The sequence below is a fragment of the Methylobacterium sp. EM32 genome, from assembly GCF_040593685.1.
Classification (GTDB): domain Bacteria; phylum Pseudomonadota; class Alphaproteobacteria; order Rhizobiales; family Beijerinckiaceae; genus Methylobacterium.
In genome coordinates this window covers 1-20,651 of record NZ_JBEXZS010000172.1, presented here as the reverse complement: position 1 = coordinate 20,651, position 20,651 = coordinate 1, and the positions used below count along the sequence as shown (strand labels likewise).

Below are 20,651 nucleotides of genomic sequence, written 5' to 3'. Positions count from 1 at the left end.
CTGGTGAGCCGCGAGAATAATGCGCCGTCTACAAAACCAGCACGGCCGATACCATGAAATGCGATACGGCAGAGCCCGAACCGTCGCGGCGGGTGGCGAAGTCCCGCCGTGGAGGGCCTTCCCGGCGAGGCTCGGAGCCGGGCCCCGCCCTGCGGGGCCCGAACGCGCGCGTCAGGCCAGCATCCCCTTCACCAGGCCGCTCGCCTTGGCGAAGTCCATCCGGCCGGCATACTTCCCCTTCAGGGCGGCGATGACCTTGCCCATGTCCTTCGGCGAGGCGGCGCCAGTCTCGGCGATGGCGGCCTGGATCGCCGCGCGGGTCTCGTCCTCGTCCATCTGCTGGGGCAGGAACTGGGCGATGATCGCAGCCTCGGCGCGCTCGCCCTCGGCCAGCTCGGGCCGGCCGCCCTGGTCGTAGACCGTGGCGGATTCGTTGCGCTGCTTGATCATCTTCTGGAGCAGGGAGAAGATTTCCTCTTCGCCCAGGGGCTCCTTGCCGAGGCCGCGGGCCTCGATGTCCTTGTCCTTGAGGGCGGCCTGGATCAACCGGACGGTGGCGAGCTTCGCCTTGTCGCCGGCCTTCATGGCCTCCTTCATCTCGGCGGTGAGGCGCTGGCGCAGCATGCCGGTCTCCTGGTGTTGTCGTGTGTTACAAGGCACTTGAAAGGCGGGGCACTTGAGGGGATACCGGGGCATCCCCAGATTGACCGGGCCGCCGCCGGCCTCGTAAACAGCCGGCCGCGCCCGTCGGCCGTGCCCGGCCGCGACATAAGCGAGTTCACGATCATGCTGCAAGACGACGCGGCCGCCCCCGCGCAACCCGAAGGCTGGGCCGAGCCCGTCGCGACCGCCCTCCTGGTGCTCGCCGACGGCACGGTTCTGGAGGGTTTCGGCATCGGTGCCACCGGCGAGGCCGCCGGCGAGGTCTGCTTCAACACCGCGATGACCGGCTACCAGGAGATCCTGACCGATCCGTCCTATGCCGGGCAGATCGTCACCTTCACCTTTCCGCATATCGGTAATGTCGGCACCAACGACGAGGACCTCGAGAGCCTCGACGACGCCCCCGCCTCCGGCGTGCGCGGCGCGGTGATCGCCTCGGCCGTCACCAACCCGTCCAACTGGCGCTCCTCGCGCCACCTCGACGGCTGGCTGAAGGCCCGCGGCATCGTCGGCATCACCGGCGTCGACACACGGGCGCTCACCGCCCTCATCCGCGACCGCGGCATGCCGAACGCCATCCTGGCGAACGATCCGCAAGGCCGCTTCGACCGCGAGGCGCTCAAGGCCAAGGCCGCCGCGCTGCCGCCGATGGAGGGCCTCGACCTCGTGCCGCCGGTGACGAGCAAGGCCTCCACGACCTGGGGCGAGACCGTGTGGCAGCACCCCGCCGGCTACGGCAGCCGGCCTGCGGGCGAGGGCCTGAAGGTCGTGGCAATCGATTACGGCGTGAAGCGCAACATCCTGCGCCTGCTCGCCAAGGCGGGCTGCGACGTCACCGTCGTGCCGGCCACCGCGAGCGCCGAGGAGGTGTTGGCGCTCAAGCCCGACGGCGTCTTCCTGTCGAACGGCCCGGGCGACCCGGCGGCGACCGGCGAGTACGCCGTGCCGGTGATCCGCGCGCTCCTCGACCAGAAGGTCCCGACCTTCGGCATCTGCCTCGGCCACCAGCTGATGGGTCTCGCGCTCGGCGGCCGCACGGTGAAGATGAGCCAGGGCCATCACGGCGCCAACCATCCGGTGAAGGACCACACCACCGGCAAGGTCGAGATCGTCTCGATGAACCACGGCTTTGCGGTGGATCCCAGCAGCCTGCCCGAGAACGCGGTCGAGACCCACGTCTCGCTGTTCGACGGCTCGAATTGCGGCCTGTCGCTCACCGACCGCCCGGCCTTCTCGGTGCAGCACCATCCGGAGGCCTCGCCGGGCCCGCAGGACAGCCACTACCTGTTCGACCGCTTCGTCAGCCTCATGCGCGAGACGAAAGGCAGCAACGCGTAACTCCGAAAAAGGTTGCGGCCGGTTCCGGCCGCAGCCACAAAAAACCCGAACTCGCGGCCGATTCTCTCGGCCGTCCACCGCCCTGGAGCGACGACGATGAACGATCGTCGCGGGGCCGCGAATTCGGGGCTTGCCCAGTGACCGACCACGCCGCGACCGACAGCTTCTCGCGCCTGCACCGCGCCTTCACCACCCATCTCGGCATCGCCGTGGGGCTGGCCTGGGTGACCACCCTCGCCGCCGCGACCCAGGCGCCGTGGGTGCGCAACATCCGCGCGCTGATGGACCCGATGGCGAGCCGCGTCGAGAGCACCTGGTCGTTCCTGTTCGCGATGCCGGTGGTGCTGACGCTGGCTTGGCTCGGCGCCTTCTACGGCCGCGAGACCCTGCGCGAGCTGCGCGCCCTGCCGAACGACGCCGCCGAGTTCGCGTTGGCCTCCCTCGTCGCCTTCGCGGTGTTCTACCTCTCGATCGACCGGGCGGTCTCGGTCCTGCTGATCGGCGGCTGAGCGCGCTCCGGGTGGTCACGTCCTGGCGCGAGTTCTGGGACCGCGACACCCCGATCTACGTCAATGCGCGCCACAAGGCCCGGCACTATGCCGGGCTGGCGAAAGACATCGCCGCCCTGGTGCCGCATCCGGACGCGGTGATCCTCGACCATGGTTGCGGCGAGGCTCTCTCCGCCGACCACGTCGCCGGGCTTTGCGGCCGGCTCCTCCTCTGCGACGCCTCCCCGCGCCAGCGCGAGGCGCTGACACGGCGCTTCGCCGGGAACCCGGCGATCGCCGTCCTGTCGCCCGAGGAGGTCGCCCCCCTGCCCTCGGCGAGCCTCGACCTCGTGGTGGCGAATTCCCTCGCGCAGTACCTCACGGCTGCCGAACTCGATGCCTGCCTGCGCGACTGGCGCCGCCTCCTGCGGCCCGGCGGTCGCCTGATCCTCGCCGACGTGATCCCGCCCCATCTCGGCGCCATCGCGGATGCGACTGCCCTCCTCGCCTTCGCCCGGCGCGACGGCTTTCTGCTCGCGGCGCTCCTCGGCCTCGCCCGGACCCTGGTGTCGGATTACCGCAGCTTGCGCCGGCGGCTCGGGCTCGCGCGCTACAGCGAGCCCGGGATGCTGGACCGGCTCGAGGCCGCCGGCTTCGCGGCGGAGCGGATGCCGCAGAACCTCGGGCACAACCAGGGACGGATGGCGTTCGTGGGGCGGGTGTGAGGACGAGATCGGATCCGCGGAATCGTCCGCGTGCAACCGACCATCCGCAGTCGTTCCTGACGTCAGCTGCCGAGCGTAACGCGCCCCGTCAGCGGCTGCACAATCTTACGATCGCTGCGGACCAGATTACGCAGCCAAATCGATGTTAAGATATAATATTATCTATAGTGAAATGGCAGATAGATGATCAAATATCTATGTCTGCATGCGTTGCGATCGCGGCGCTGTTGAAGGATTAACTATCAGGGTCATTTCGTACTCTTCATCAAATCAGAAACTTAAGGCATCACCTTAGTATGATCGTACTAAACCCCTCCTTCTTCTGGGTGAACTGACAGATCTCCGAGGAGAGTGTATGGAAGACACTGGGCCTTGGGCCGGTGTCTCGTACTGGAGGGCGCGATGAGAAAATGGCTTGTTGTATTCGCTGGGGCGATCACCGGAGCAGGCGGGCTGGCTGCAATCCCTGCACGCGCCGCTCCCGGTTCGGATTATGAAGTGACCTACTTCGCCGACCGGCAAATGACAAAAGAAGCTGGTCAGTTCTACAAGCCGTGCGGGAATGGGGCAGCGAGAATGCGCGGCAAGCGCACCCGGTATTTCGTCAAGTCGCAATCAAAGTGCCCGGGCGCCGGCGGTATCCCGAGTGGGTCATTCAGCTGCAATTTCACCAAGGCCGGCTGCACCGACGCGGTGGTGACGCGATTCTTGCCGTTGATCGGCCCGCCACGCAATTGATGCTCATCAGATCTCGAAGAGGGGTTCATTCGCAAGCCGCCTGTTCGGCCAATCTGCCTGTTCGGCATTGCCGATCGACCGCCGTCACCCGTGTCGCAGGGCGAGGACAGCCAGGCGAAAAAGCCCGCCACGCCCACACCGCACACGTTACGACCACGGTCGATGTGCCTCCCGTCCGCTTCCTGTCGTCGCGGCCATTCCGGTACCCGGTCGACACCCTTCGGCACCGGCTCCTGCACAAAGGGGGTGAGGTGGCCGACCGGGCGATATTTCGCCGCGTGAGCCTTGCCGCGACCCCGCCCCCGCCGAAGTGAGACCGGACAGAGAACCCAAACGGAGACCCGGGATGACGCTGTCGCGTCGCTCCCTCTTGGCCGGCGCCGCCATACTCGCTGCCTCCCCACGCGCCCGCGCCGCGGCGGATGCCGACGTCGCGGTGATCGGCGCGGGTGCGGCCGGCCTGGCGGCGGCGGCGGCGATCCGGCGCAACGGCCACAGCGTCGTGGTGCTGGAGGCGCGCACCCGCATCGGCGGACGGGCCTTCACCGAGACAGCGCTCGGGCCGGGGCGCAGCTTCGATGCCGGCGGGCAATACGTGCACTGGGCCGAGCGCAACCCATGGCGCGAGATCGCGGTCGCGGCGCGGGTGCGCACCTCCGACGATGCCACCAGTCCCTGGCCGGTGCTGGTGAAGGACGGCGTCCGGGCGAGCGAGACGGAGCGGCGCCAGCGCCGGTCGGGCTTCGGCCGGGTGAGCGCGCTGCTCGACCATCCGGCCGGCCCGGACCGCTCGGTGGCGCAGGCCGTGGCGGGCGAGGACGAGGCGGCGCGGGCCGCTGCCACCGGGCTCACCCGCCTCACCCTCGGCGAGGAGCCGGACCGGGTCTCGACCGCCGATTACGACCAGCTCTGGTCTGGCGACGACATCTGGATTGACGGCTACGGCGCCCTGGTGGCCGGCCACTACGCCGACCTGCCGGTACGGCTGGACACGCCCGTGACGGGCATCGACTGGCGCGGCCCGGGCGTCGCCGTCGAGACGTCCCGCGGAACCCTGCGCGCCGCCTGCGCCATCGTGACGGTGCCGGTCGGCGTGCTGGCCTCAGGGTCGCTTCGCTTCACCCCTGACCTGCCGGCGGCGACCGCTGAGGCCGCGGCGGGGCTGACGATGGGGGCCTACACCAAGATCGGGCTCGCGCTCGATCTCGCCAAGTCCCGAACCCAGGATCTGCGGGCCCAGGACCTGCGCGACGCGGTGATCCTGCGGAGCGGCACGCCCGGCCTCACCGCCTACCTGGAGATGCAGCCGTTCGGAAAGCCCCTGGCGGTGTTCCATTGCGGCGGCGACGGCGCCCGCGCCCTGTGCGAGGCCGGCGAGGCGGCGGCCTTGAGCGCGGCGACCGACCATCTGGTGAGCGTCTTCGGTGCCGACATCCGCGCGGCGATCACCGGAGGCCGTCTCGCCGCCTGGTGGACGGATCCGTATTCCCACGGCAGCTACTCGATCGCGCGGCCCGGTCACCTCGCCGCCCGCGAGTCCCTGCGGGTGCCGGTGGGAGAGCGGATCTTCCTCTCCGGCGAGGCCTTGGCAGGGGGCGGCGCGATGACCGTGGGCGGGGCGACCCTCGACGGCGAGCGGGCGGCGCGGGACGTGCTCAAGCGGCTCGGATCGTGAGGATCCGGATTGGATCAATGCAGCGTCAGCCGCGGTCCGTCCGCTGGCCGGCGCTCCCAGGCCTGGACCAGGCTGCCGGCGACCCCGCCATCGCACAGGCGGCTGCTGAGATCGCAGAAGATCTGCTCGCTCACCGCGAAGTCGGTCGCCGTCTGGGCGTCGTCCGGCTCGTCCTCGGTCGAGGCGGTGAAGCGGTCGAAGGCGGCGGACATCTCAGCGAAGGCGAAGGCGACCGGCATGGTGCGGAAGATCGTGGCGCCGTCCTCCTCGATGTCGCCGGTGTCGAGGTCGCGCATCCGCACGACGTAGCCGTCGGCATGCTCGACGATCTCGTACTGCCAGTGCCGGCCCTCGCAGGCTGCCAGGATCATCGCGCCCTCCCTCTCGCCTCCGGGAGCGAATGCGGGGGAGGCCGGGAGGGTTCCCGCGGGGCAGGTCGCGGACGGGCGATTTGGCCCGGATCACGACCAAGGGGGGAAGCGAGGTTTCCCCGGGGTTCAGCGTCCCTTGTAGCCGACCTCGTAGGCGGCCCGGCCGCTGACCCGCAGCGAGGTGCCGTTGCCGAGATCGATGAAGCCCGGGGCCGCGGCGCGGACGGGGGCCGGGGGCGCCTCGCGGCATTCGGGCCGGTCCGGCAGGCGGACGCCGGGCGGGGCGTCCTGCGGGCACAGGCGGGGCCGGGCGGCGCCGCGCTCGCCGGCCGCGGCCGGCAGGGCGGCGAGCGCGAGGACGAGGACGGCGAGGAGGCGTGCGGTCACGGGGCGGGCTCCAGACGGATGCGAGCCAGGATAGCGGCTCGGCGCCTTCGGCGCGACAGACGCCTTCAGCGCCGGCGCTGCCCCATATCCGCCGGGGTGACCGCGAGGGTGATCGCCCGCCCGTCGCGCTCGACCTGGAGCGTCACGCGGCTGCCGACGCCGGCGGCCTCGAGCGCCGCGGTCAGGTCGGCCAGCCGCCGCACCGGGCGGCCGTTCACCCCCATGATGATGTCGCCGAGTTCGCCCGTCGCCGGATCGACGCCCTGGAGGCCCGCCTGCGCGGCCGGCGAGCCCGGTAGCACCCGCACCACCACGAGACCGTCGATGCCGAGCCTTGCTGCCGCCTCCTCGCTCGCCGCCACGATGCCGATGCCCGGGTTGGGGGTGCGGCCGGTACGGATCAGGTTCGGCACGACCCGGTTGACCACGTCGACCGGAATGGCGAAGCCGATGCCGGCGCTGGCGCCCGACGGTGAGAAGATCGCCGTGTTGACGCCGATCAGCCGCCCGGCGGAATCGAGCAGCGGCCCGCCGGAATTGCCCGGGTTGATCGCCGCATCGGTCTGGATCACGCCCGACAGCTCCCGCCCCTCCGCCGTCGGCAGCCGGCGCTGGAGCGCGCTCACCACCCCGGTCGTCAGGGTGTGGTCGAGGCCGAAGGGATTGCCGATGGCGTAGGTGAACTGCCCGACCTTGAGGTCGCCGGAGGTGCCGATGGCGATCGGCGGCGGGGCGGCGCTGACGCGGCCGAGCTTCAGCACCGCCAGGTCGTAGTTCGGGTCGGTGCCGGCCACGGTCGCGGGCACCACCTCGCCGGTGGAGAGCCGGACCTGGATGTCGCCGCCGCCCTGGATGACGTGGTTGTTGGTGACGATGTGGCCGGCCGCGTCCCAGACGAAGCCCGAGCCGGTCTGCTCGCCCCCGCCCTGCCGGCGCTCGCCGGTCTCGGGGTCGAACGACACCGCGCCCTGTTGCGCCCGGGCGAAGACGTAGACCACCGACGGCGCCGCGCGCTCGAACAGCGCCACGGTCGAGGCTTCGGCCTGCGAGAGGTCGCCCCGCGCCGTCACCGCCCGTGGGGCGTCGGCGGAGAACAGCAGGCTCGTGACGTAGGGCTGCGCGACGAACAGCGCGAGCAGCACCAGGGCGGCGGTCAGGGCGACCCGCAGGAAGCGATCGGGCACCGTCGTCGTTACTCCGGAAGGGAACCAGCTGGCGCTGGCGGGGAAGTGGGCCGGGCGGGCCTCGCGTCAATGGCCGCGCTCGGGGTGGCGCCGGCGGTGGCGGACGGCTTGGTGAACACTTTGGGGCGGCTCACCAGGGCGACCAGCGTGTAGGAGATGATCATCAGGAGGAACCACGAGCCGAATTTCTGCGGCGACACCGCGGCCCAGCCGGCGGCCTGGTGCGGGTAGATCCAGCCGCGCGTCGCCGTGCCGATGTTCTCGGCGATCCAGATGAACAGGGTGACGAGGACGAGGCCCAGCAGCAGCGGCATGCGCCGATATACCCTCCAGACCCGGAAATGGACGGTCGCCGGGCCGAACAGGACGATCGCCGCCGCGAACAGCCCGAGGCGCAGGTCGGTCACGACGTGCTGGGTGAAGAAGTTGAGGTAGATCGCCAGCGACAGGACGACGAGGGCCGGGAGCGGCGGGTGCCGGGTGAAGCGGAAGTCGAACAGGCGCCACACCCGGGCGAGATAGGAGCCGACGCTGGCATAGAGGAAGCCGCTGAACAGCGGCACGCCGGAGAGACGCAGCCAGCTCGGCTCGGGGTAGAGCCAGGAGCCCATCCGGGTCTTGTACAGTTCCATCGCGGTGCCGACGACGTGGAAGACCAGGATGACCCGGGCCTCCTCCCAGGTCTCGAGGCGCAAGGCCAGCATCGCGACCTGGATCGCCACCGCCGCGAGGGTCAGGACATCGTAGCGCGCGAGCGGCGCGCCGGCCGGATAGGCCAGGTAGGTGACGATCATCAGCCCGCACAGCGCCCCGCCGAACAGGCAGGCCCAGCCCTGCTTCACGCCGAAGCGCAGGAACTCGTAGAGGCCGGCCGCGACCGGGCCGCGGGCCCGCGCCGCGTCGCCGAGGCGCGCGTCCAGGGCGGAGAACCGCACGAGCGGCGCCCAGAGCCGCGCGGCGCTGTCCGGCCGGGGACCCGGTAAGGTTGCAGGCATGGGCGCGGGTCTCTAGGCTTGGCGCCCTCCCCATACGAAAGGTCCGGAATGCTCCGCAAGCCGTCGCTGTCCCCTCGCGCCCTCATCCTCGGCTCCCTCGCGCTCGCGGCACTTGCGGGCAGCGCCGCCGCCTCGCCCCGCGACACCCGGGCGGAAGCCTGCACCCGCGCCCGGAGCGATGGCGAGCGCCAGGCGCTCGGCTGCTGGCGGCTGCGCCAGGAGATCGGCCAAGAGGCCGGCCGCGGCCAGCGCATCCATGGCGGCGCCGCGGTCGCGGATTTCTACGCCACCGTGCCGGCGGAGCGGGAGGCGGCCGAATCGAAGGCCGCCCAGCGGCGGCGCGACTGGGTCCGGGCGCGGGCCCGCGGCCGGGTCGCGGGGGGCGAGGAGGCGCGCTGACGCGCCGTCCCGAGACCGGCCGCCCATCGGACCGGTCGCAAACTTGCTGCATTTCCTTCGCACGTCTTCGTCGAGCCGCTCGTTCCGCCAGATCAGGGACCGGCTCGGGGAGGACATGCGACGGGGCGCGCTGTCATGATGCGCCGTCCGTCCACGCTAAAGTGGAAGGTAATCGCCGATGAGACTTTCGCTGATCGCCGCGATGGCGGTGACGCTCGGCACCCTGCCGGCCCTCGCGGATTCCTACGAGCGGGCCGGCGCCGAATTGCGGACGGGCGAGCCCGCGATCGTCCCGCACCTCGTTCCGAAGGGACCCGAGGTCCCGATCGAATTGCGGGTCACGGCGATCGAGGAAGGGTCGGCGGACGACCTGAAGGGGTTCGAGATCCCCAAGTCCCTGGCGAAGGCCCGGCCGATCTACGTGCGCTACGAGTACAAGAACCTGAGCGACGAGGACCTGTCCGCGCAGCAGGTCGGAGCCTTCGTCGCCATCGACGACCGGGACCAGGCCCATGCGCCGGCCTTAGCGATGAGCGCCGGATCGTTCACGAAATGCACGACGCCGCCGGCCAAGGGGCTGACCAAAGGCCAGTCCGGTCGGGGCTGCCTGCTGTTCATGATTCATGAGAGCGGGCGCCTGAAGGCCGCGGCCTACAAGGGGCATTACCGCAGCGAGGGCGGCGGCACTATGCAGGCGAAATACCCGATCTACTACAACCCGGTGCGCTGGGTCGCGGCCGAGGCCGCTTCCGCCCCGACGGGTCCGCGGCGCGTGATCGTCCAGTAGGGCCGGCGGGGCGGGGCCAATCCGCCGCGCCCCGCCCCTCGACCCATTGGCCGCAGCGGCACCCGCCCCTATAAGTCCTGATCAAGGAACGCCAGCAACGAGAGCCGCAGGCCGATGACCCGCATCCCGGATTTCTCGGAAATCGCCTTCGCGCCGGCCGCAGGCGCCAGCCCCGCCGCGGCGGCCGCCGCCGAGCCGTGGATGACCCCCGAGGGGATCCCGGTGAAGGCGGCTTACGGCCCGCAGGACCGCGAGGGGCTCGACCTCGCCGGCTCGTATCCGGGCATCGCGCCGTTCCTGCGCGGCCCCTACCCCACAATGTACGCGACCCAGCCCTGGACGATCCGGCAATATGCCGGCTTCTCCACGGCCGAGGATTCGAACGCCTTCTACCGCCGGAACCTCGCGGCCGGGCAGAAGGGCCTCTCGGTCGCCTTCGACCTCGCGACGCACCGCGGCTACGATTCCGACCACCCGCGGGTCTCGGGCGATGTCGGCATGGCGGGCGTCGCGATCGATTCGATCTACGACATGCGGACGCTGTTCTCAGGGATTCCCCTCGACCAGATGACCGTGTCGATGACGATGAACGGCGCGGTGCTGCCGGTGCTGGCCCTCTACATCGTCGCGGCGGAGGAGCAGGGCGTACCGCCGGAAAAGCTCGCCGGCACGATCCAGAACGACATCCTCAAGGAGTTCATGGTCCGCAACACCTACATCTACCCGCCGGCCGGGTCGATGCGGATCATCTCGGACATCTTCGGCTACACCTCGGCCCACATGCCGAAGTTCAACTCGATCTCGATCTCCGGCTACCACATGCAGGAGGCAGGCGCCACGCAGGATCTCGAGCTCGCCTACACGCTGGCCGACGGCGTCGAGTACATCCGTGCCGGGATGGCGGCGGGTCTCGACATCGACAAGTTCGCACCCCGCCTGTCGTTCTTCTGGGCGATCGGGATGAACTTCTTCATGGAGGTGGCCAAGATGCGGGCGGCGCGCCTGCTCTGGGCCTCCCTCGTCAAGGACTTTTCCCCGAAATCCGACAAGTCCCTGGCCCTGCGCACCCACTCGCAGACGAGCGGCTGGTCGCTGACCGCCCAGGACGTGTTCAACAACGTCACCCGCACCTGCCTCGAGGCGATGGCGGCGACGCAAGGCGGCACCCAGTCGCTGCACACCAACGCCCTCGACGAGGCGCTGGCGCTCCCCACCGACTTCTCGGCTCGCATCGCCCGCAACACCCAGCTCTTCCTGCAGCAGGAGAGCGGCACGACCCGGATCATCGATCCGTGGGGCGGCTCCTACTACGTCGAGCGGCTGACGCAGGACCTCGTCGCCCGGGCCTCGGCCCATATCCGCGAGGTCGAGGCGCTCGGCGGCATGGCCAAGGCCATCGAGGCCGGCATCCCGAAGCTGCGCATCGAGGAGGCGGCGGCCCGCACCCAGGCGCGGATCGATTCGGGCCAGCAGGTCATCGTCGGCGTCAACCGCTACAAGCCGGACGGCGACCGGGCGATCGACCTGCTGCGCGTCGACAACGGCAACGTCCGCACGCTCCAGATCGACAAGCTCAAGCGCCTGCGCGCCGAGCGCGACGGGCAGGCGGTGGAAGCCCGGCTCGCGGCGCTGACCGAGGCGGCCAAAGGCAGCGGCAACCTGCTGGCGCTCGCCGTCGAGGCGGCGCGGGCCAAGGCCACGGTCGGCGAGATCTCGGAGGCCCTGGAGCGGGCCTGGGGCCGGCACCGGGCCGAGATCCGGGCGATCTCGGGCGTCTACAAGCGGGAGATGGGCGGCATGTCGGCAGCGGTCGAGCGGGTGCGCGGTCTGGTCGAGACCTTCGAGGAGGCGGATGGGCGCCGCCCCCGCATCCTCGTCGCCAAGATGGGCCAGGACGGGCACGACCGCGGCCAGAAGGTGATCGCCTCGGCCTTCGCCGATCTCGGCTTCGACGTCGATATCGGACCCCTCTTCGCCACACCCGAGGAGGCGGCGCGGCAGGCGGTGGAGAACGACGTCCACATCGTCGGCGTGTCGTCGCTCGCCGCCGGCCACCTGACCCTTGTGCCGGAGCTCAAGCGCGCCCTCGACGAGGCCGGCCGCCCCGATGTGATGATCGTCGTCGGCGGCGTGATCCCGCCGGGCGACTTCGCGGCGCTCCGCCAAGCCGGCGCCTCGGCGATCTTCCCGCCCGGCACCGTCATCGCCGAGGCCGCGGCCGAGCTGATCGCCGAGCTGAACGGGCGGCTCGGCTACGCGCCGCGAGCGGCGGCGGAGTAGCGGGAGGGCGTCTCGTCTCAAAACGGTCACGGTTTCGGCGCCAAGGCGGGCCCTCATCACCCGCCTTACGTCCAGGGCCGATTCGTTGTTCGCTTTCGTCGACGCGCCTTCCCCGTCCGGCACCGCCATCGCATCGCGGCCGCCGCGGCAGGCCCTCAACCTGCGCTGGCTCGCCGGCAGCCTGCTCACCGGCGTCACCGGCGCCGGGCTGATCGGCGTCGCGCTCTACCTCGCCGCGGCCGACGGGGTGGTGGCGACGCCGCCGGAGCGGGCGCTGCCGCCTCACGGCGAGGGCACGGCCGGCGACGTCGCCCGCAAGGGCGACCGGCTGGTGCGCGACGAGATGATCGTGGCGGCCAAGACCACCTTCAAGGCGCCAATGACCGAGCGCGCCGGCGAGCGCGAGGTGATCCGCGTCCACGCCTACGTGCAGATCGCCACCGAACTGCCCCTGCGCGCCCCCGACGTGCCGGTGCCGCCCTTCGATCCCATGCGCAGCGCCCGGATCGAGGCGCCGGCCGCCGCCGAGGGCGATTCGGACCCGGCCGAGACCGCCGTGACCCTGGTGCGCAGCCCGCTCGGCCAAGAGACGATCGAGGACGATGCGCCGGCCCTCAGCGATGCCGAGGTCGATTCCCTGGTGGCCGAGACCCAGACGCTCGCTGGCGGGACACTGCCGCCGGCCTTCCCGGCCGAGCGCCTGCTCTCCCGGGCCTTGCGGCCGGCGGCGCTCCCCGACGATCCCGGGCTGGAGGCGCGCTTCCGCAACATCGAGGTCCGGATCCTCCCCGAGAACCTGACCGAGATCTCCGAGACCGGTACCGGTGGGGACGGTGCCCGGCTGGTCGAGGAGCGCGACCTCGTGCTCGCCAAGGACCAGAGCCTCGCGGATCTCCTTAAGCGCAACGGCGCCGAGCCGGCGCGGCTCGCCGCCCTGATGGGGGCGCTCAGCCCCCACGCGCGCGACGACCTCGCGGAAGGCCAGCACGTGCGCCTTCTGATCGCGCCGGAGGGCGACGGCCACGCGCTTGAGCGCCGCGGCATCGCCCGGGTCACCCTCTACGGCGAGGACGGGATCCAGGAGATCGTGGCGGCCAACGACCGCGGCGGCTTCGTCTCGGTGGCGCCGCCCCGGCCAGGCAGCGCGAAGGACGATGACGAGGAAGCCGGCGTCACCCTCTACGAGAGCCTCTACGGCACCGCGCTCAAGAACGGCGTGCCGCGCCCGATCATCGAGGAGATGGTCATGGCGCTGGCGACGAGCACCGATCTACAGCAGCGCACCACCGCGGGCGACCGGGCCGAGTTGTTCTTCACCGAGGACGAGGATGCAAAGCCGGAATTGCTCTATGTGGGCCTGCGCGTCCACGACGAGACCTACGGCCTCTACCGCTACCGGGTGCCGGGCTCGTCCGAGGTCGACTACCTCGACCCGACCGGTCGCTCGAGCCAGAAATTCCTGATGCGCCGCCCGGTGGCGGAGGGGCGGATCTCGTCGCCCTTCGGTCTCCGCCTGCACCCGATCCTCGGCTATTCCCGGCCTCATAACGGCGTCGACTGGGCGGCGACCCGCGGCACGCCGATCATGGCGACCGGCGACGGCACCATCGTGTCGGCAGGCGCGCGCTCCGGCTACGGCAACCGGGTCGAGATCCAGCACGCCAACGGCTACACCACCGCCTACAACCACATGGCGCGGATCGCCCGCGGCATCGCGCCGGGCGCTCGCGTCCGCCTCGGCCAGGTGATCGGCGCGGTCGGCACCACCGGCCTCTCGACCGGTCCGCACGTCCATTACGAGGTCGCGATCAACGGCCGCTTCGTCGACCCGATGAAGATCCGCCTGCCGAGCGCCCGCGAACTGACCGGGCCGGCTCTCGCCGCCTTCCGCCAAGCGGAGGAGCAGATCGACGCGCTGCGCCAGAAGCATGGGGGGAAGACAGTGGCGGAGCGGACGTGAGGGGGCGGCACCCGACTTGACGACACATGACGAGGTGAAGCGCGCCTCCCCTCTCCCGTGTGGGAGAGGGGCCGGGGGTGAGGGTGACACGCTTCCGTGGGAAGCTCTGAGCGTCGTGCTGACAGCTCAACATCTGGTGCCTGACTCAGAACTGTAGCACCCTCACCCCTACCCCTCTCCCACACCTTGCCGCGATACCGGGCAAGCCCGGCATCGCCAGGAGAGGGGATCCCGCGCTTATCTTGAAAGGTCTTCAGCCGAGTTCAGCGAGTGGCACCGTGATCGTTGCCAACTCTTCCGCCTCAGGACGCAGAACCGAGTCCCGGGACAGCTCCGCCACATCGCGATAGACGCCTTCCGCCGGCCTCCGGTGCATCCAGGCACTACGCTCCTGCGCGTCGATCACCCAGTATTCCCGTACGCCATGCCGCGCATAGAGCGCCGCCTTGCGACCCCGGTCGTAGCCGAGGCTCGACGCTGCGACCTCGACGACCAACAGGATCTCCGGTCCCGGAATGGTGCAGAACCCCTCCGCGGACGCCCTGCGGGCGCTCATCGGAGCGAGGAGGAGGTCGAGTTCGAGAAGCAGGCCCGGCTCGAGCTGGAGCGTACTCTCGATGCCGAGATAGATCGAATCCGGGAGGATCGGGGCGAGGCGTCGATTCAGCGCGTTCTTCACGACATCGTGCGCGAAACCCTTCGCCGCCATCTCGACCAGCTCGCCGTCCAGGAGTTCGACCCGCTCGTCCTCGCGCAGGATCCCGGCATCCAGCATCAGTCGCAAATCGCCGGCCGTGAATCGGCGGGGGAGCGGGCTGTCGGGCGTGACGTGGATGGTCATCGCGGCTCGCGGCGTCGAAGGGCGACGAGTCTATCAGACGATGTGCGCGAAGGCACGCCATCGGTGGTTGCTCACACCCCGCTCGCGCATCCGTCAATTGACAGACACAGCCGGCCGCTTCGACATTGGTATCGCTACAAGGTGCGAACCAACGGCCCGACGGCGCCGCCCCACGCGGCCGCTACCTGATCTGCCCAACGAACGGAAGCGCCCATGATACGCCTGAACGTGAACGGCTCCGTGCGCGAGGTCGAGGCGGAGCCCGACACGCCGCTGCTCTGGGTGATCCGCGAGCAGGTCGGCCTCACCGGCACCAAGTACGGCTGCGGCATCGCCCAGTGCGGCGCCTGCACGGTCCATATCGATGGGCAGGCCGTGCGCTCGTGCTCGCTTCCCGTCTCGGCGGTCGAGCCGAACCAGCAGATCGTCACCATCGAGGGCCTGAGCCCCGACCGCTCGCACCCGGTGCAGAAGGCCTGGGCGGCGCTCGACGTGCCGCAATGCGGCTTCTGCCAATCCGGCATGATCATGGCCGCCGCCGCCCTGCTGGCGCAGAAGCCGAAGCCCAGCGAGGCCGACATCCGTCAGGAGATCACCAATATCTGCCGCTGCGGCACCTACAACCGGGTGCTCGCCGGCATCAACCTCGCCGCCCAGGGCGGCGAGACCGGCCGCGGCTGACGGAGGCTCCGATGACCCAGACCGCCTCCCCCGCCCTGTCGCGCCGCTTCTTCCTCGCCGGCTCCGCCGCCGCGGCCGGGGGCCTCGCCCTCGGCTTCGACCTGCCCACCGCCGAGGCCGCCTCCCCGGCGGCCACGCCAGAGATCAACGCCTGGGTGGTGGTGCGCCCAGACGAGACCGTGGTGATCCGCATCGCCCGCTCGGAGATGGGCCAGGGTACGCTGACCGGCCTCGCCCAGCTCGTGGCGGAAGAGCTCGGCTGCGACTGGAACAGGGTCACGACCGAGTACCCGACGCCGGGCCAGAACCTCGCCCGCAACCGCGCCTGGGGCGACTTCTCGACCGGCGGCAGCCGCGGCATCCGCGAATCCTACGTCGCGGTGCGCCAGGGGGGCGCGGCCGCCCGCACCATGCTGGTCGCGGCGGCGGCGCAGGAGTGGAACGTGCCGCCCGGCGAGTGCCGGGTCGAGCGCGGCACGATCAGCCATCCGGGCTCCGGCCGCTCCACCACCTTCGGCAAGGTGGCCGTGGCCGCCGGCAAGATGGAGCCGCCGAAGGACGTCCCGCTCAAGGACCCGAAGGACTGGATCATCGCCGGCAAGCCGGTGAAGCGCCTCGACACGGTCGAGAAGACCGACGGCTCGCAGGTCTACGGCATCGACCTCAAGCTGCCCGGCATGCTCAACGCCGCGATCCGCGACTGCCCGGTGGTCGGCGGCACGGTGAAGAGCGTCGATGCGGCGGCCGTCGAGAAGATGCCCGGCGTGCGCAAGGTGGTGCGGGTCGGCGACAGCGCGGTCGCGGTCGTCGCCGACACGTTCTGGCGCGCCAAGACCGCCGTCGAGGCGCTCCCTATCGTCTGGGACGAGGGCCCGAACGCCAAGGTCTCGAGCGAGACCATCGCGGCGATGCTGAAGGAGGGGCTCGACGCGCCCGAGGCCTTCGTCGGCAACAAGGCGGGCGATGCGGCGGGCGCGCTGAAGGGCGCCGCCAAGGTGGTCGAGGCGACCTACGCCTACCCGTTCCAGAACCACGCCACGATGGAGCCGATGAACGCCACGGCGCGCTGGACGCCGGACAGGTGCGAGGTCTGGACCCCGACCCAGAACGGCGAGGCGGCGCTCGCCGCGACGGCCGAGGCCGCCGGGCTCTCGGCGCGGCAATGCGACGTCACCAAGATCCATCTCGGCGGCGGCTTCGGCCGGCGCGGCGCCACCCACGACTGGGTGCGCCAGGCGGTGCTGATCGCGAAGGAACTCCCCGGGACCCCGGTCAAGCTGATCTGGACCCGCGAGGAGGACATGACCCACGGCCGCTATCACCCGGTCACCCAGTGCCGGATGCGCGCGGCGCTCGACGAGAGCGGCAACCTCACCGGCCTGCACATGCGGATCTCCGGCCAGTCGATCCTGGCCGGCATCATCCCGGGGCGCCTCGCACCCGACGGCAAGGACCCGGTGGTGTTCCAGGGCCTCAATCCCGGCGGGGCGGAGGCGGCGATCGGCTACACGATCCCGAACCTCCTCATCGACCACGCGATGCGCAACCCGCCGATCATCCCGGGCTTCTGGCGCGGGGTGAACACCAACCCGAACGCGATCTACCTCGAATGCTTCCTCGACGAGGTGGCGCATGCGGCAGGCAAAGATCCGCTCACCTTCCGCCGCAAGCTGATGGAGAAGCACCCCAAGCACCTCGCCGTGCTGAACGCCGTCGCCGGGCGGATCGGCTGGGACACCAAGCCGCCTGAGGGCGTACACCGGGGCCTCGCCCAGATCATGGGATTCGGCAGCTACGTGGCGGCGGCCGCCGAGGTGTCGGTCGGTGACGACGGCAAGATCAAGGTCCACCGCATCGTCGCCGCCACCGATCCGGGCGTCGCGGTCAACCCGCAGCAGATCGAGGCGCAAGTCGCCGGTTCCTTCGTCTACGGGTTGTCGGCGGCGCTCTACGGCGAGTGCACGGTGAAGGACGGGCGCATCGAGCAGACCAACTTCGATTCCTATCCGGTGCTGCGCCTCGACGAGATGCCGGCGGTGGAGGCGATCCTGATGCCGTCCGGCGGCTTCATCGGCGGCGTCGGCGAGCCGACGATCGCGGTGGCGGCGCCCGCCGTGCTCAACGCGGTCTTCGCCGCCACCGGCAAGCGGGTGCGCCAGATCCCGGCGAGCCGCACGGACCTGAAGCGCGCGTGAGGGCGGGGGTCCTTCTCCTCCTGCTCGCGACCCCGGCGGCGGCCGCCGCGCCGCCGGGTGCCTCGTCCTGCTCGGGGTGCCACGGCGCCCAGGGCGGGGCGGTGCCGAGCCTTGGCGGTCACGCGGCCGAGGACATCGCGGCGTCGCTCGCCGCGTTCCGGACCGGCGCCCGGCCAGCGACGGTGATGAACCGCATCGCCAAGGGCTTCTCGGAGTCCGAGAGCCGGGCGATTGCCGATTACCTTGCGGGGGGTGGCCAATGAGCGGGATTGGCCGCCGTGCGGTGCTGGCAGGGCTCGCCGCCACCGCCCTCCCCCGTCCCGCCCTGGCGCAGGGCGCGCGCGGGCGCGTGGTCGTCATCGGCGGCGGGTTCGGCGGCGCCACGGCGGCGCGGGTGCTGCACCGGGCGGGCCTCGACGTCACCCTCGTCGAGCCGGCGGAGACCTACTGGGCCTGCCCGTTCAGCAACGAGGTGATCGCCGGCCTGCGGCCGATGTCGGCCCAAGCCTTCGGCTACGAGGGCTTGCAGGCGAGCGGCGTCACGATCGCGCGCACCAGCGCCGAGGCGGTCGACAGCGCGGCCCGGCAGGTGCGGCTCGCCGACGGCCGGACGCTCGATTACGACCGGCTGCTCCTCTCGCCCGGCATCGCGCTGCGCTTCGACGCCCTGCCGGGCTACGACGCGGCAGCGGCCGAAGTGATGCCGCATGCCTGGAAGGCCGGCGCCCAGACCGAGCTGCTGGCCCGAAAGCTCGCCGCTTTGCCGGAGGGCGGCACGGTGGTTTTGTCGGTGCCGGGCAATCCCTATCGCTGCCCGCCCGGACCCTACGAGCGGGCGAGCCTGATCGCGTACTACCTCAAGACGCACAAGCCCCGCGCCAAGCTGATCGTGCTCGACGCCAAGGACACGTTCTCGAAGCAGAAGCTGTTCGAGCAGGCCTGGAAGGCGCTCTATCCCGACCTCCTCGAATACGTGCCGCTCGCGGCCGGCGGCCAAGTCACCGCGGTCGATCCGGCGGCGATGACCGTCGCCACCGATTTCGAGACCACCAAGGCCGACCTCGCCTGCATCATCCCGCCCCAGCGGGCGGCCCCGATCGCCACGCAGGCCGGCGTCGCCGACCGCTCGGGCTGGTGTCCGATCGATCCGGCCACCTTCGAGTCGCGCCTCGTGCCGCGGATCCACGTGATCGGCGACGCCGCCATCGCCGGGGCGATGCCGAAATCCGCCTTCTCGGCCAACGCGCAAGCCAAGGTCTGCGCCGAGGCCGTGACCGACCTACTCGCCGGGCGGACACCCGCGGACCCGAAGCTGATCAACACCTGCTACAGCCTCGTCGCGCCGGGCTACGGCATCTCGGTCGCCGGGGTGTACCACCCGGACAAGGGCATGCTCGCCGATGTCGAGGGCGCCGGCGGTACCAGCCCGGTCGACGCGCCCGATTCGGTGCGGCAGCAGGAAGCGATCTACGCCGAGGATTGGTACCGGACGATCACCTCGGCGGTGTTCGGGTGAGGCGCGGGCTCGCCGTGCTCCTCGCCCTCAGCCAGACCGCCCTCGCACCGGTGACGATCGTCGGCGACGCGATCCCGCTGCCGCTCGACGGCCGGACCGGCGACGCGGGCCGCGGCCGGGCGATCGCCACCGACACCCGCAAGGGCCTGTGCCCGCTCTGCCATACCGGCCTCGGCGGCGGCGCCCCGGCGGGCGATCTCGGGCCGGACCTGTCGGATGTCGGGGCGCGGCTCTCGGAGGGACGATTGCGCCTGCGGCTCGTCGACGGGCGGGTCTTGAACCCCGCGACCCTGATGCCCTCCTACTACCGGACCGACGGCACGCGGGTGGCGAGCGCCTGGCGCGGCCGGCCGGTGCTGGAGACGGGCGAGATCGAGGACGTGATCGCCTATCTCGTCACCCTGAAGGGAGGGCAAGGAACACCATGACGGCTCTCCACCGCCGCACGCTTCTCGCCGGAGGCACCGGCCTGCTCACGGTCGCGCTGGTGCGCCCCGGTCACGCGGCGATCGTCCGGCCGAGCCGGGAGGCGACCGTGGAGGCGATCCGCCGCTTCACCGGCGGCGCGCCCGTGCAGGCCGGCCGGATCCACCTCGACATGCCGCCGCTGGTCGAGAACGGCAACACCGTGCCGCTCGCCATCACCGTCGAGAGCCCGATGAGCGAGGCCGACCATGTCCGCCGCATCGCGGTGTTCAACGACAAGAACCCGCAGCCGCACGTGGTCACGCTGCATCTCGGGCCGCGCGCCGGCCGCGCCGCGGTCAACACCCGGATTCGCCTGGCCGATTCCCAGACCATCACCGCCCTCGCCGAGATGCGCGACGGCACCTTCTGGTCCGCCACCGCCGACGCGATCGTGACGCTGGCGGCCTGCGTCGAGGGATCGTGACGATGGCCCGCGCCCTCATCAACCTGCCGAAGACCGCGAAGGCCGGCGCGGTGATCGAGATCAAGACCCTGATCTCGCACCCGATGGAGACCGGCTACCGCCCCGGCCCGGACGGCCGTCTGATCCCGCGCAACATCATCACGGAGTTCGTTTGTGCTTACGACGGCGAGGAGGTGTTTCGCGCGGAGTTGTCGCCGGCAAGCGCCGCCAACCCGTACCTGACCTTCACCACCGTCGCGACGAAGACCGGGACCCTGACCTTCACCTGGACCGGGGATAACGGGTTCTCGCAGACGGAGGAGGTGGGGATCACGGTGACGTAGGACACCCGACGACCGGCTCGGGAGGAGGCGCGCCGCTCCTGCTGAACCCTCCCCCTCTCTGCGCAGGGCTGTCCAGGGAAAAGAAGTGGCACGGGTTTCCCCCTCTCCCCGCGGGCGGCAGGGCTATCGCATATGGCGAACGAGGCGTTCCAGGAAATCGTCGTTCCAGCCAGCCATCTGCATTTTGGTGTGGAGCGAGGCCTTGGTCGGATC

At 70.8% G+C, this 20,651-nt stretch carries 22 protein-coding genes; 16 read left to right on the top strand and 6 right to left on the bottom strand.

What is annotated here, in order from left to right; translation table 11 throughout:
- Positions 1-171: 171 nt before the first annotated feature.
- Positions 172-624: a GatB/YqeY domain-containing protein gene (locus tag ABZT49_RS22550; protein WP_099956283.1), complete on the bottom strand. Its 453-nt coding sequence runs from the start codon at positions 622-624 to the stop codon at positions 172-174.
- A gap of 162 nt (positions 625-786) precedes the next feature.
- Between ABZT49_RS22550 and carA the strand changes: the two genes are divergently transcribed.
- From carA to ABZT49_RS22525, 5 genes are all read left to right on the top strand, one after another.
- Positions 787-2,001 (top strand): glutamine-hydrolyzing carbamoyl-phosphate synthase small subunit, encoded by a 1,215-nt coding sequence (gene carA / locus ABZT49_RS22545; protein ID WP_355289139.1) that lies wholly within the window; start codon positions 787-789, stop codon positions 1,999-2,001.
- 137 nt (positions 2,002-2,138) lie between these two features.
- Complete coding sequence (locus ABZT49_RS22540) at positions 2,139-2,510, top strand: hypothetical protein (RefSeq protein ID WP_355289137.1); 372 nt, start codon at positions 2,139-2,141, stop codon at positions 2,508-2,510.
- Positions 2,511-2,521: 11 nt separating this feature from the next.
- Positions 2,522-3,214 (top strand): class I SAM-dependent methyltransferase, encoded by a 693-nt coding sequence (locus ABZT49_RS22535; protein ID WP_355289135.1) that lies wholly within the window; start codon positions 2,522-2,524, stop codon positions 3,212-3,214.
- A 402-nt stretch (positions 3,215-3,616) separates the two neighbouring features.
- Positions 3,617-3,952, top strand: coding sequence for a hypothetical protein (locus ABZT49_RS22530; RefSeq protein WP_355289133.1), 336 nt, complete (start codon positions 3,617-3,619; stop codon positions 3,950-3,952).
- A gap of 346 nt (positions 3,953-4,298) precedes the next feature.
- Entirely contained in the window at positions 4,299-5,627 is a 1,329-nt protein-coding gene (locus ABZT49_RS22525) for an NAD(P)/FAD-dependent oxidoreductase (RefSeq protein WP_355289131.1), read from the top strand.
- A 14-nt stretch (positions 5,628-5,641) separates the two neighbouring features.
- On the opposite strand, the gene ABZT49_RS22520 is transcribed toward ABZT49_RS22525, so the two are convergent.
- The 4 genes from ABZT49_RS22520 to ABZT49_RS22505 form a co-directional block, all read right to left on the bottom strand.
- On the bottom strand, positions 5,642-5,998 hold the full coding sequence (locus ABZT49_RS22520) for a hypothetical protein (RefSeq protein WP_355289129.1): 357 nt from the start codon (positions 5,996-5,998) through the stop codon (positions 5,642-5,644).
- A gap of 126 nt (positions 5,999-6,124) precedes the next feature.
- Positions 6,125-6,385: a hypothetical protein gene (locus ABZT49_RS22515; RefSeq protein WP_355289127.1), complete on the bottom strand. Its 261-nt coding sequence runs from the start codon at positions 6,383-6,385 to the stop codon at positions 6,125-6,127.
- A gap of 65 nt (positions 6,386-6,450) precedes the next feature.
- Positions 6,451-7,569 (bottom strand): trypsin-like peptidase domain-containing protein, encoded by a 1,119-nt coding sequence (locus tag ABZT49_RS22510; protein WP_355289125.1) that lies wholly within the window; start codon positions 7,567-7,569, stop codon positions 6,451-6,453.
- 8 nt (positions 7,570-7,577) lie between these two features.
- Positions 7,578-8,564 (bottom strand): DUF817 family protein, encoded by a 987-nt coding sequence (locus ABZT49_RS22505; protein WP_355289123.1) that lies wholly within the window; start codon positions 8,562-8,564, stop codon positions 7,578-7,580.
- A 48-nt stretch (positions 8,565-8,612) separates the two neighbouring features.
- Between ABZT49_RS22505 and ABZT49_RS22500 the strand changes: the two genes are divergently transcribed.
- The 4 genes from ABZT49_RS22500 (at position 8,613) to ABZT49_RS22485 (ending at position 13,990) form a co-directional block, all read left to right on the top strand.
- The gene (locus tag ABZT49_RS22500; RefSeq protein ID WP_355289121.1) at positions 8,613-8,963 is read left to right on the top strand and encodes a hypothetical protein; all 351 of its coding nucleotides are present in this window, start codon (positions 8,613-8,615) and stop codon (positions 8,961-8,963) included.
- Between the two features lie 178 nt (positions 8,964-9,141).
- On the top strand, positions 9,142-9,750 hold the full coding sequence (locus tag ABZT49_RS22495; RefSeq protein ID WP_355289119.1) for a hypothetical protein: 609 nt from the start codon (positions 9,142-9,144) through the stop codon (positions 9,748-9,750).
- 114 nt (positions 9,751-9,864) lie between these two features.
- A complete protein-coding gene (scpA, locus tag ABZT49_RS22490) occupies positions 9,865-12,030 on the top strand; it encodes a methylmalonyl-CoA mutase (protein ID WP_355289117.1) in 2,166 nt (721 codons plus the stop codon).
- Positions 12,031-12,115: 85 nt separating this feature from the next.
- A complete protein-coding gene (locus ABZT49_RS22485; RefSeq protein ID WP_355289115.1) occupies positions 12,116-13,990 on the top strand; it encodes a M23 family metallopeptidase in 1,875 nt (624 codons plus the stop codon).
- Between the two features lie 253 nt (positions 13,991-14,243).
- Here ABZT49_RS22485 and ABZT49_RS22480 read toward each other — a convergent pair whose 3' ends face one another.
- Positions 14,244-14,831: a Uma2 family endonuclease gene (locus ABZT49_RS22480; RefSeq protein WP_355289113.1), complete on the bottom strand. Its 588-nt coding sequence runs from the start codon at positions 14,829-14,831 to the stop codon at positions 14,244-14,246.
- Between the two features lie 213 nt (positions 14,832-15,044).
- On the opposite strand from ABZT49_RS22480, the gene ABZT49_RS22475 reads away from it, so the two are divergent.
- From ABZT49_RS22475 to soxZ, 7 genes are read left to right on the top strand one after another with little or no spacing between them, the layout of a single operon-like run.
- A complete protein-coding gene (locus tag ABZT49_RS22475) occupies positions 15,045-15,512 on the top strand; it encodes a (2Fe-2S)-binding protein (RefSeq protein WP_355289112.1) in 468 nt (155 codons plus the stop codon).
- Positions 15,513-15,523: 11 nt separating this feature from the next.
- Entirely contained in the window at positions 15,524-17,707 is a 2,184-nt protein-coding gene (locus ABZT49_RS22470) for a molybdopterin cofactor-binding domain-containing protein (protein WP_355289111.1), read from the top strand.
- Positions 17,704-17,970, top strand: coding sequence for a c-type cytochrome (locus tag ABZT49_RS22465; protein ID WP_355289108.1), 267 nt, complete (start codon positions 17,704-17,706; stop codon positions 17,968-17,970). Before ABZT49_RS22470 ends, ABZT49_RS22465 begins: the two co-directional genes overlap by 4 nt.
- Positions 17,967-19,223 carry an FCSD flavin-binding domain-containing protein gene (locus tag ABZT49_RS22460; RefSeq protein ID WP_355289106.1) on the top strand — a complete coding sequence of 419 codons (1,257 nt, stop codon included), beginning with the start codon at positions 17,967-17,969 and terminating at the stop codon, positions 19,221-19,223. The genes ABZT49_RS22465 and ABZT49_RS22460 overlap by 4 nt, the downstream gene beginning before the upstream one ends.
- On the top strand, positions 19,220-19,651 hold the full coding sequence (soxX, locus tag ABZT49_RS22455) for a sulfur oxidation c-type cytochrome SoxX (RefSeq protein WP_355289104.1): 432 nt from the start codon (positions 19,220-19,222) through the stop codon (positions 19,649-19,651). The genes ABZT49_RS22460 and soxX overlap by 4 nt, the downstream gene beginning before the upstream one ends.
- Positions 19,648-20,115, top strand: coding sequence for a SoxY-related AACIE arm protein (locus tag ABZT49_RS22450; RefSeq protein ID WP_355289102.1), 468 nt, complete (start codon positions 19,648-19,650; stop codon positions 20,113-20,115). Before soxX ends, ABZT49_RS22450 begins: the two co-directional genes overlap by 4 nt.
- Positions 20,116-20,117: 2 nt before the next feature.
- Positions 20,118-20,438, top strand: a complete 321-nt coding sequence (gene soxZ / locus ABZT49_RS22445) for a thiosulfate oxidation carrier complex protein SoxZ (RefSeq protein WP_355289100.1) — start codon at positions 20,118-20,120, stop codon at positions 20,436-20,438.
- Positions 20,439-20,651: the final 213 nt, after the last annotated feature.

Bases quoted from the DNA above. Each gene is read 5' to 3' on its own strand.
- ABZT49_RS22550 (WP_099956283.1), bottom strand. From the start codon at position 624: ATGCTGCGCCAGCGCCTCACCGCCGAGATGAAGGAGGCCATGAAGGCC.
- carA (WP_355289139.1), top strand. From the start codon at position 787: ATGCTGCAAGACGACGCGGCCGCCCCCGCGCAACCCGAAGGCTGGGCC.
- ABZT49_RS22530 (WP_355289133.1), top strand. From the start codon at position 3,617: ATGAGAAAATGGCTTGTTGTATTCGCTGGGGCGATCACCGGAGCAGGC.
- ABZT49_RS22525 (WP_355289131.1), top strand. From the start codon at position 4,299: ATGACGCTGTCGCGTCGCTCCCTCTTGGCCGGCGCCGCCATACTCGCT.
- ABZT49_RS22520 (WP_355289129.1), bottom strand. From the start codon at position 5,998: ATGATCCTGGCAGCCTGCGAGGGCCGGCACTGGCAGTACGAGATCGTC.
- ABZT49_RS22505 (WP_355289123.1), bottom strand. From the start codon at position 8,564: ATGCCTGCAACCTTACCGGGTCCCCGGCCGGACAGCGCCGCGCGGCTC.
- ABZT49_RS22500 (WP_355289121.1), top strand. From the start codon at position 8,613: ATGCTCCGCAAGCCGTCGCTGTCCCCTCGCGCCCTCATCCTCGGCTCC.
- ABZT49_RS22495 (WP_355289119.1), top strand. From the start codon at position 9,142: ATGAGACTTTCGCTGATCGCCGCGATGGCGGTGACGCTCGGCACCCTG.
- scpA (WP_355289117.1), top strand. From the start codon at position 9,865: ATGACCCGCATCCCGGATTTCTCGGAAATCGCCTTCGCGCCGGCCGCA.
- ABZT49_RS22480 (WP_355289113.1), bottom strand. From the start codon at position 14,831: ATGACCATCCACGTCACGCCCGACAGCCCGCTCCCCCGCCGATTCACG.
- ABZT49_RS22475 (WP_355289112.1), top strand. From the start codon at position 15,045: ATGATACGCCTGAACGTGAACGGCTCCGTGCGCGAGGTCGAGGCGGAG.
- ABZT49_RS22470 (WP_355289111.1), top strand. From the start codon at position 15,524: ATGACCCAGACCGCCTCCCCCGCCCTGTCGCGCCGCTTCTTCCTCGCC.
- ABZT49_RS22460 (WP_355289106.1), top strand. From the start codon at position 17,967: ATGAGCGGGATTGGCCGCCGTGCGGTGCTGGCAGGGCTCGCCGCCACC.
- ABZT49_RS22450 (WP_355289102.1), top strand. From the start codon at position 19,648: ATGACGGCTCTCCACCGCCGCACGCTTCTCGCCGGAGGCACCGGCCTG.
- soxZ (WP_355289100.1), top strand. From the start codon at position 20,118: ATGGCCCGCGCCCTCATCAACCTGCCGAAGACCGCGAAGGCCGGCGCG.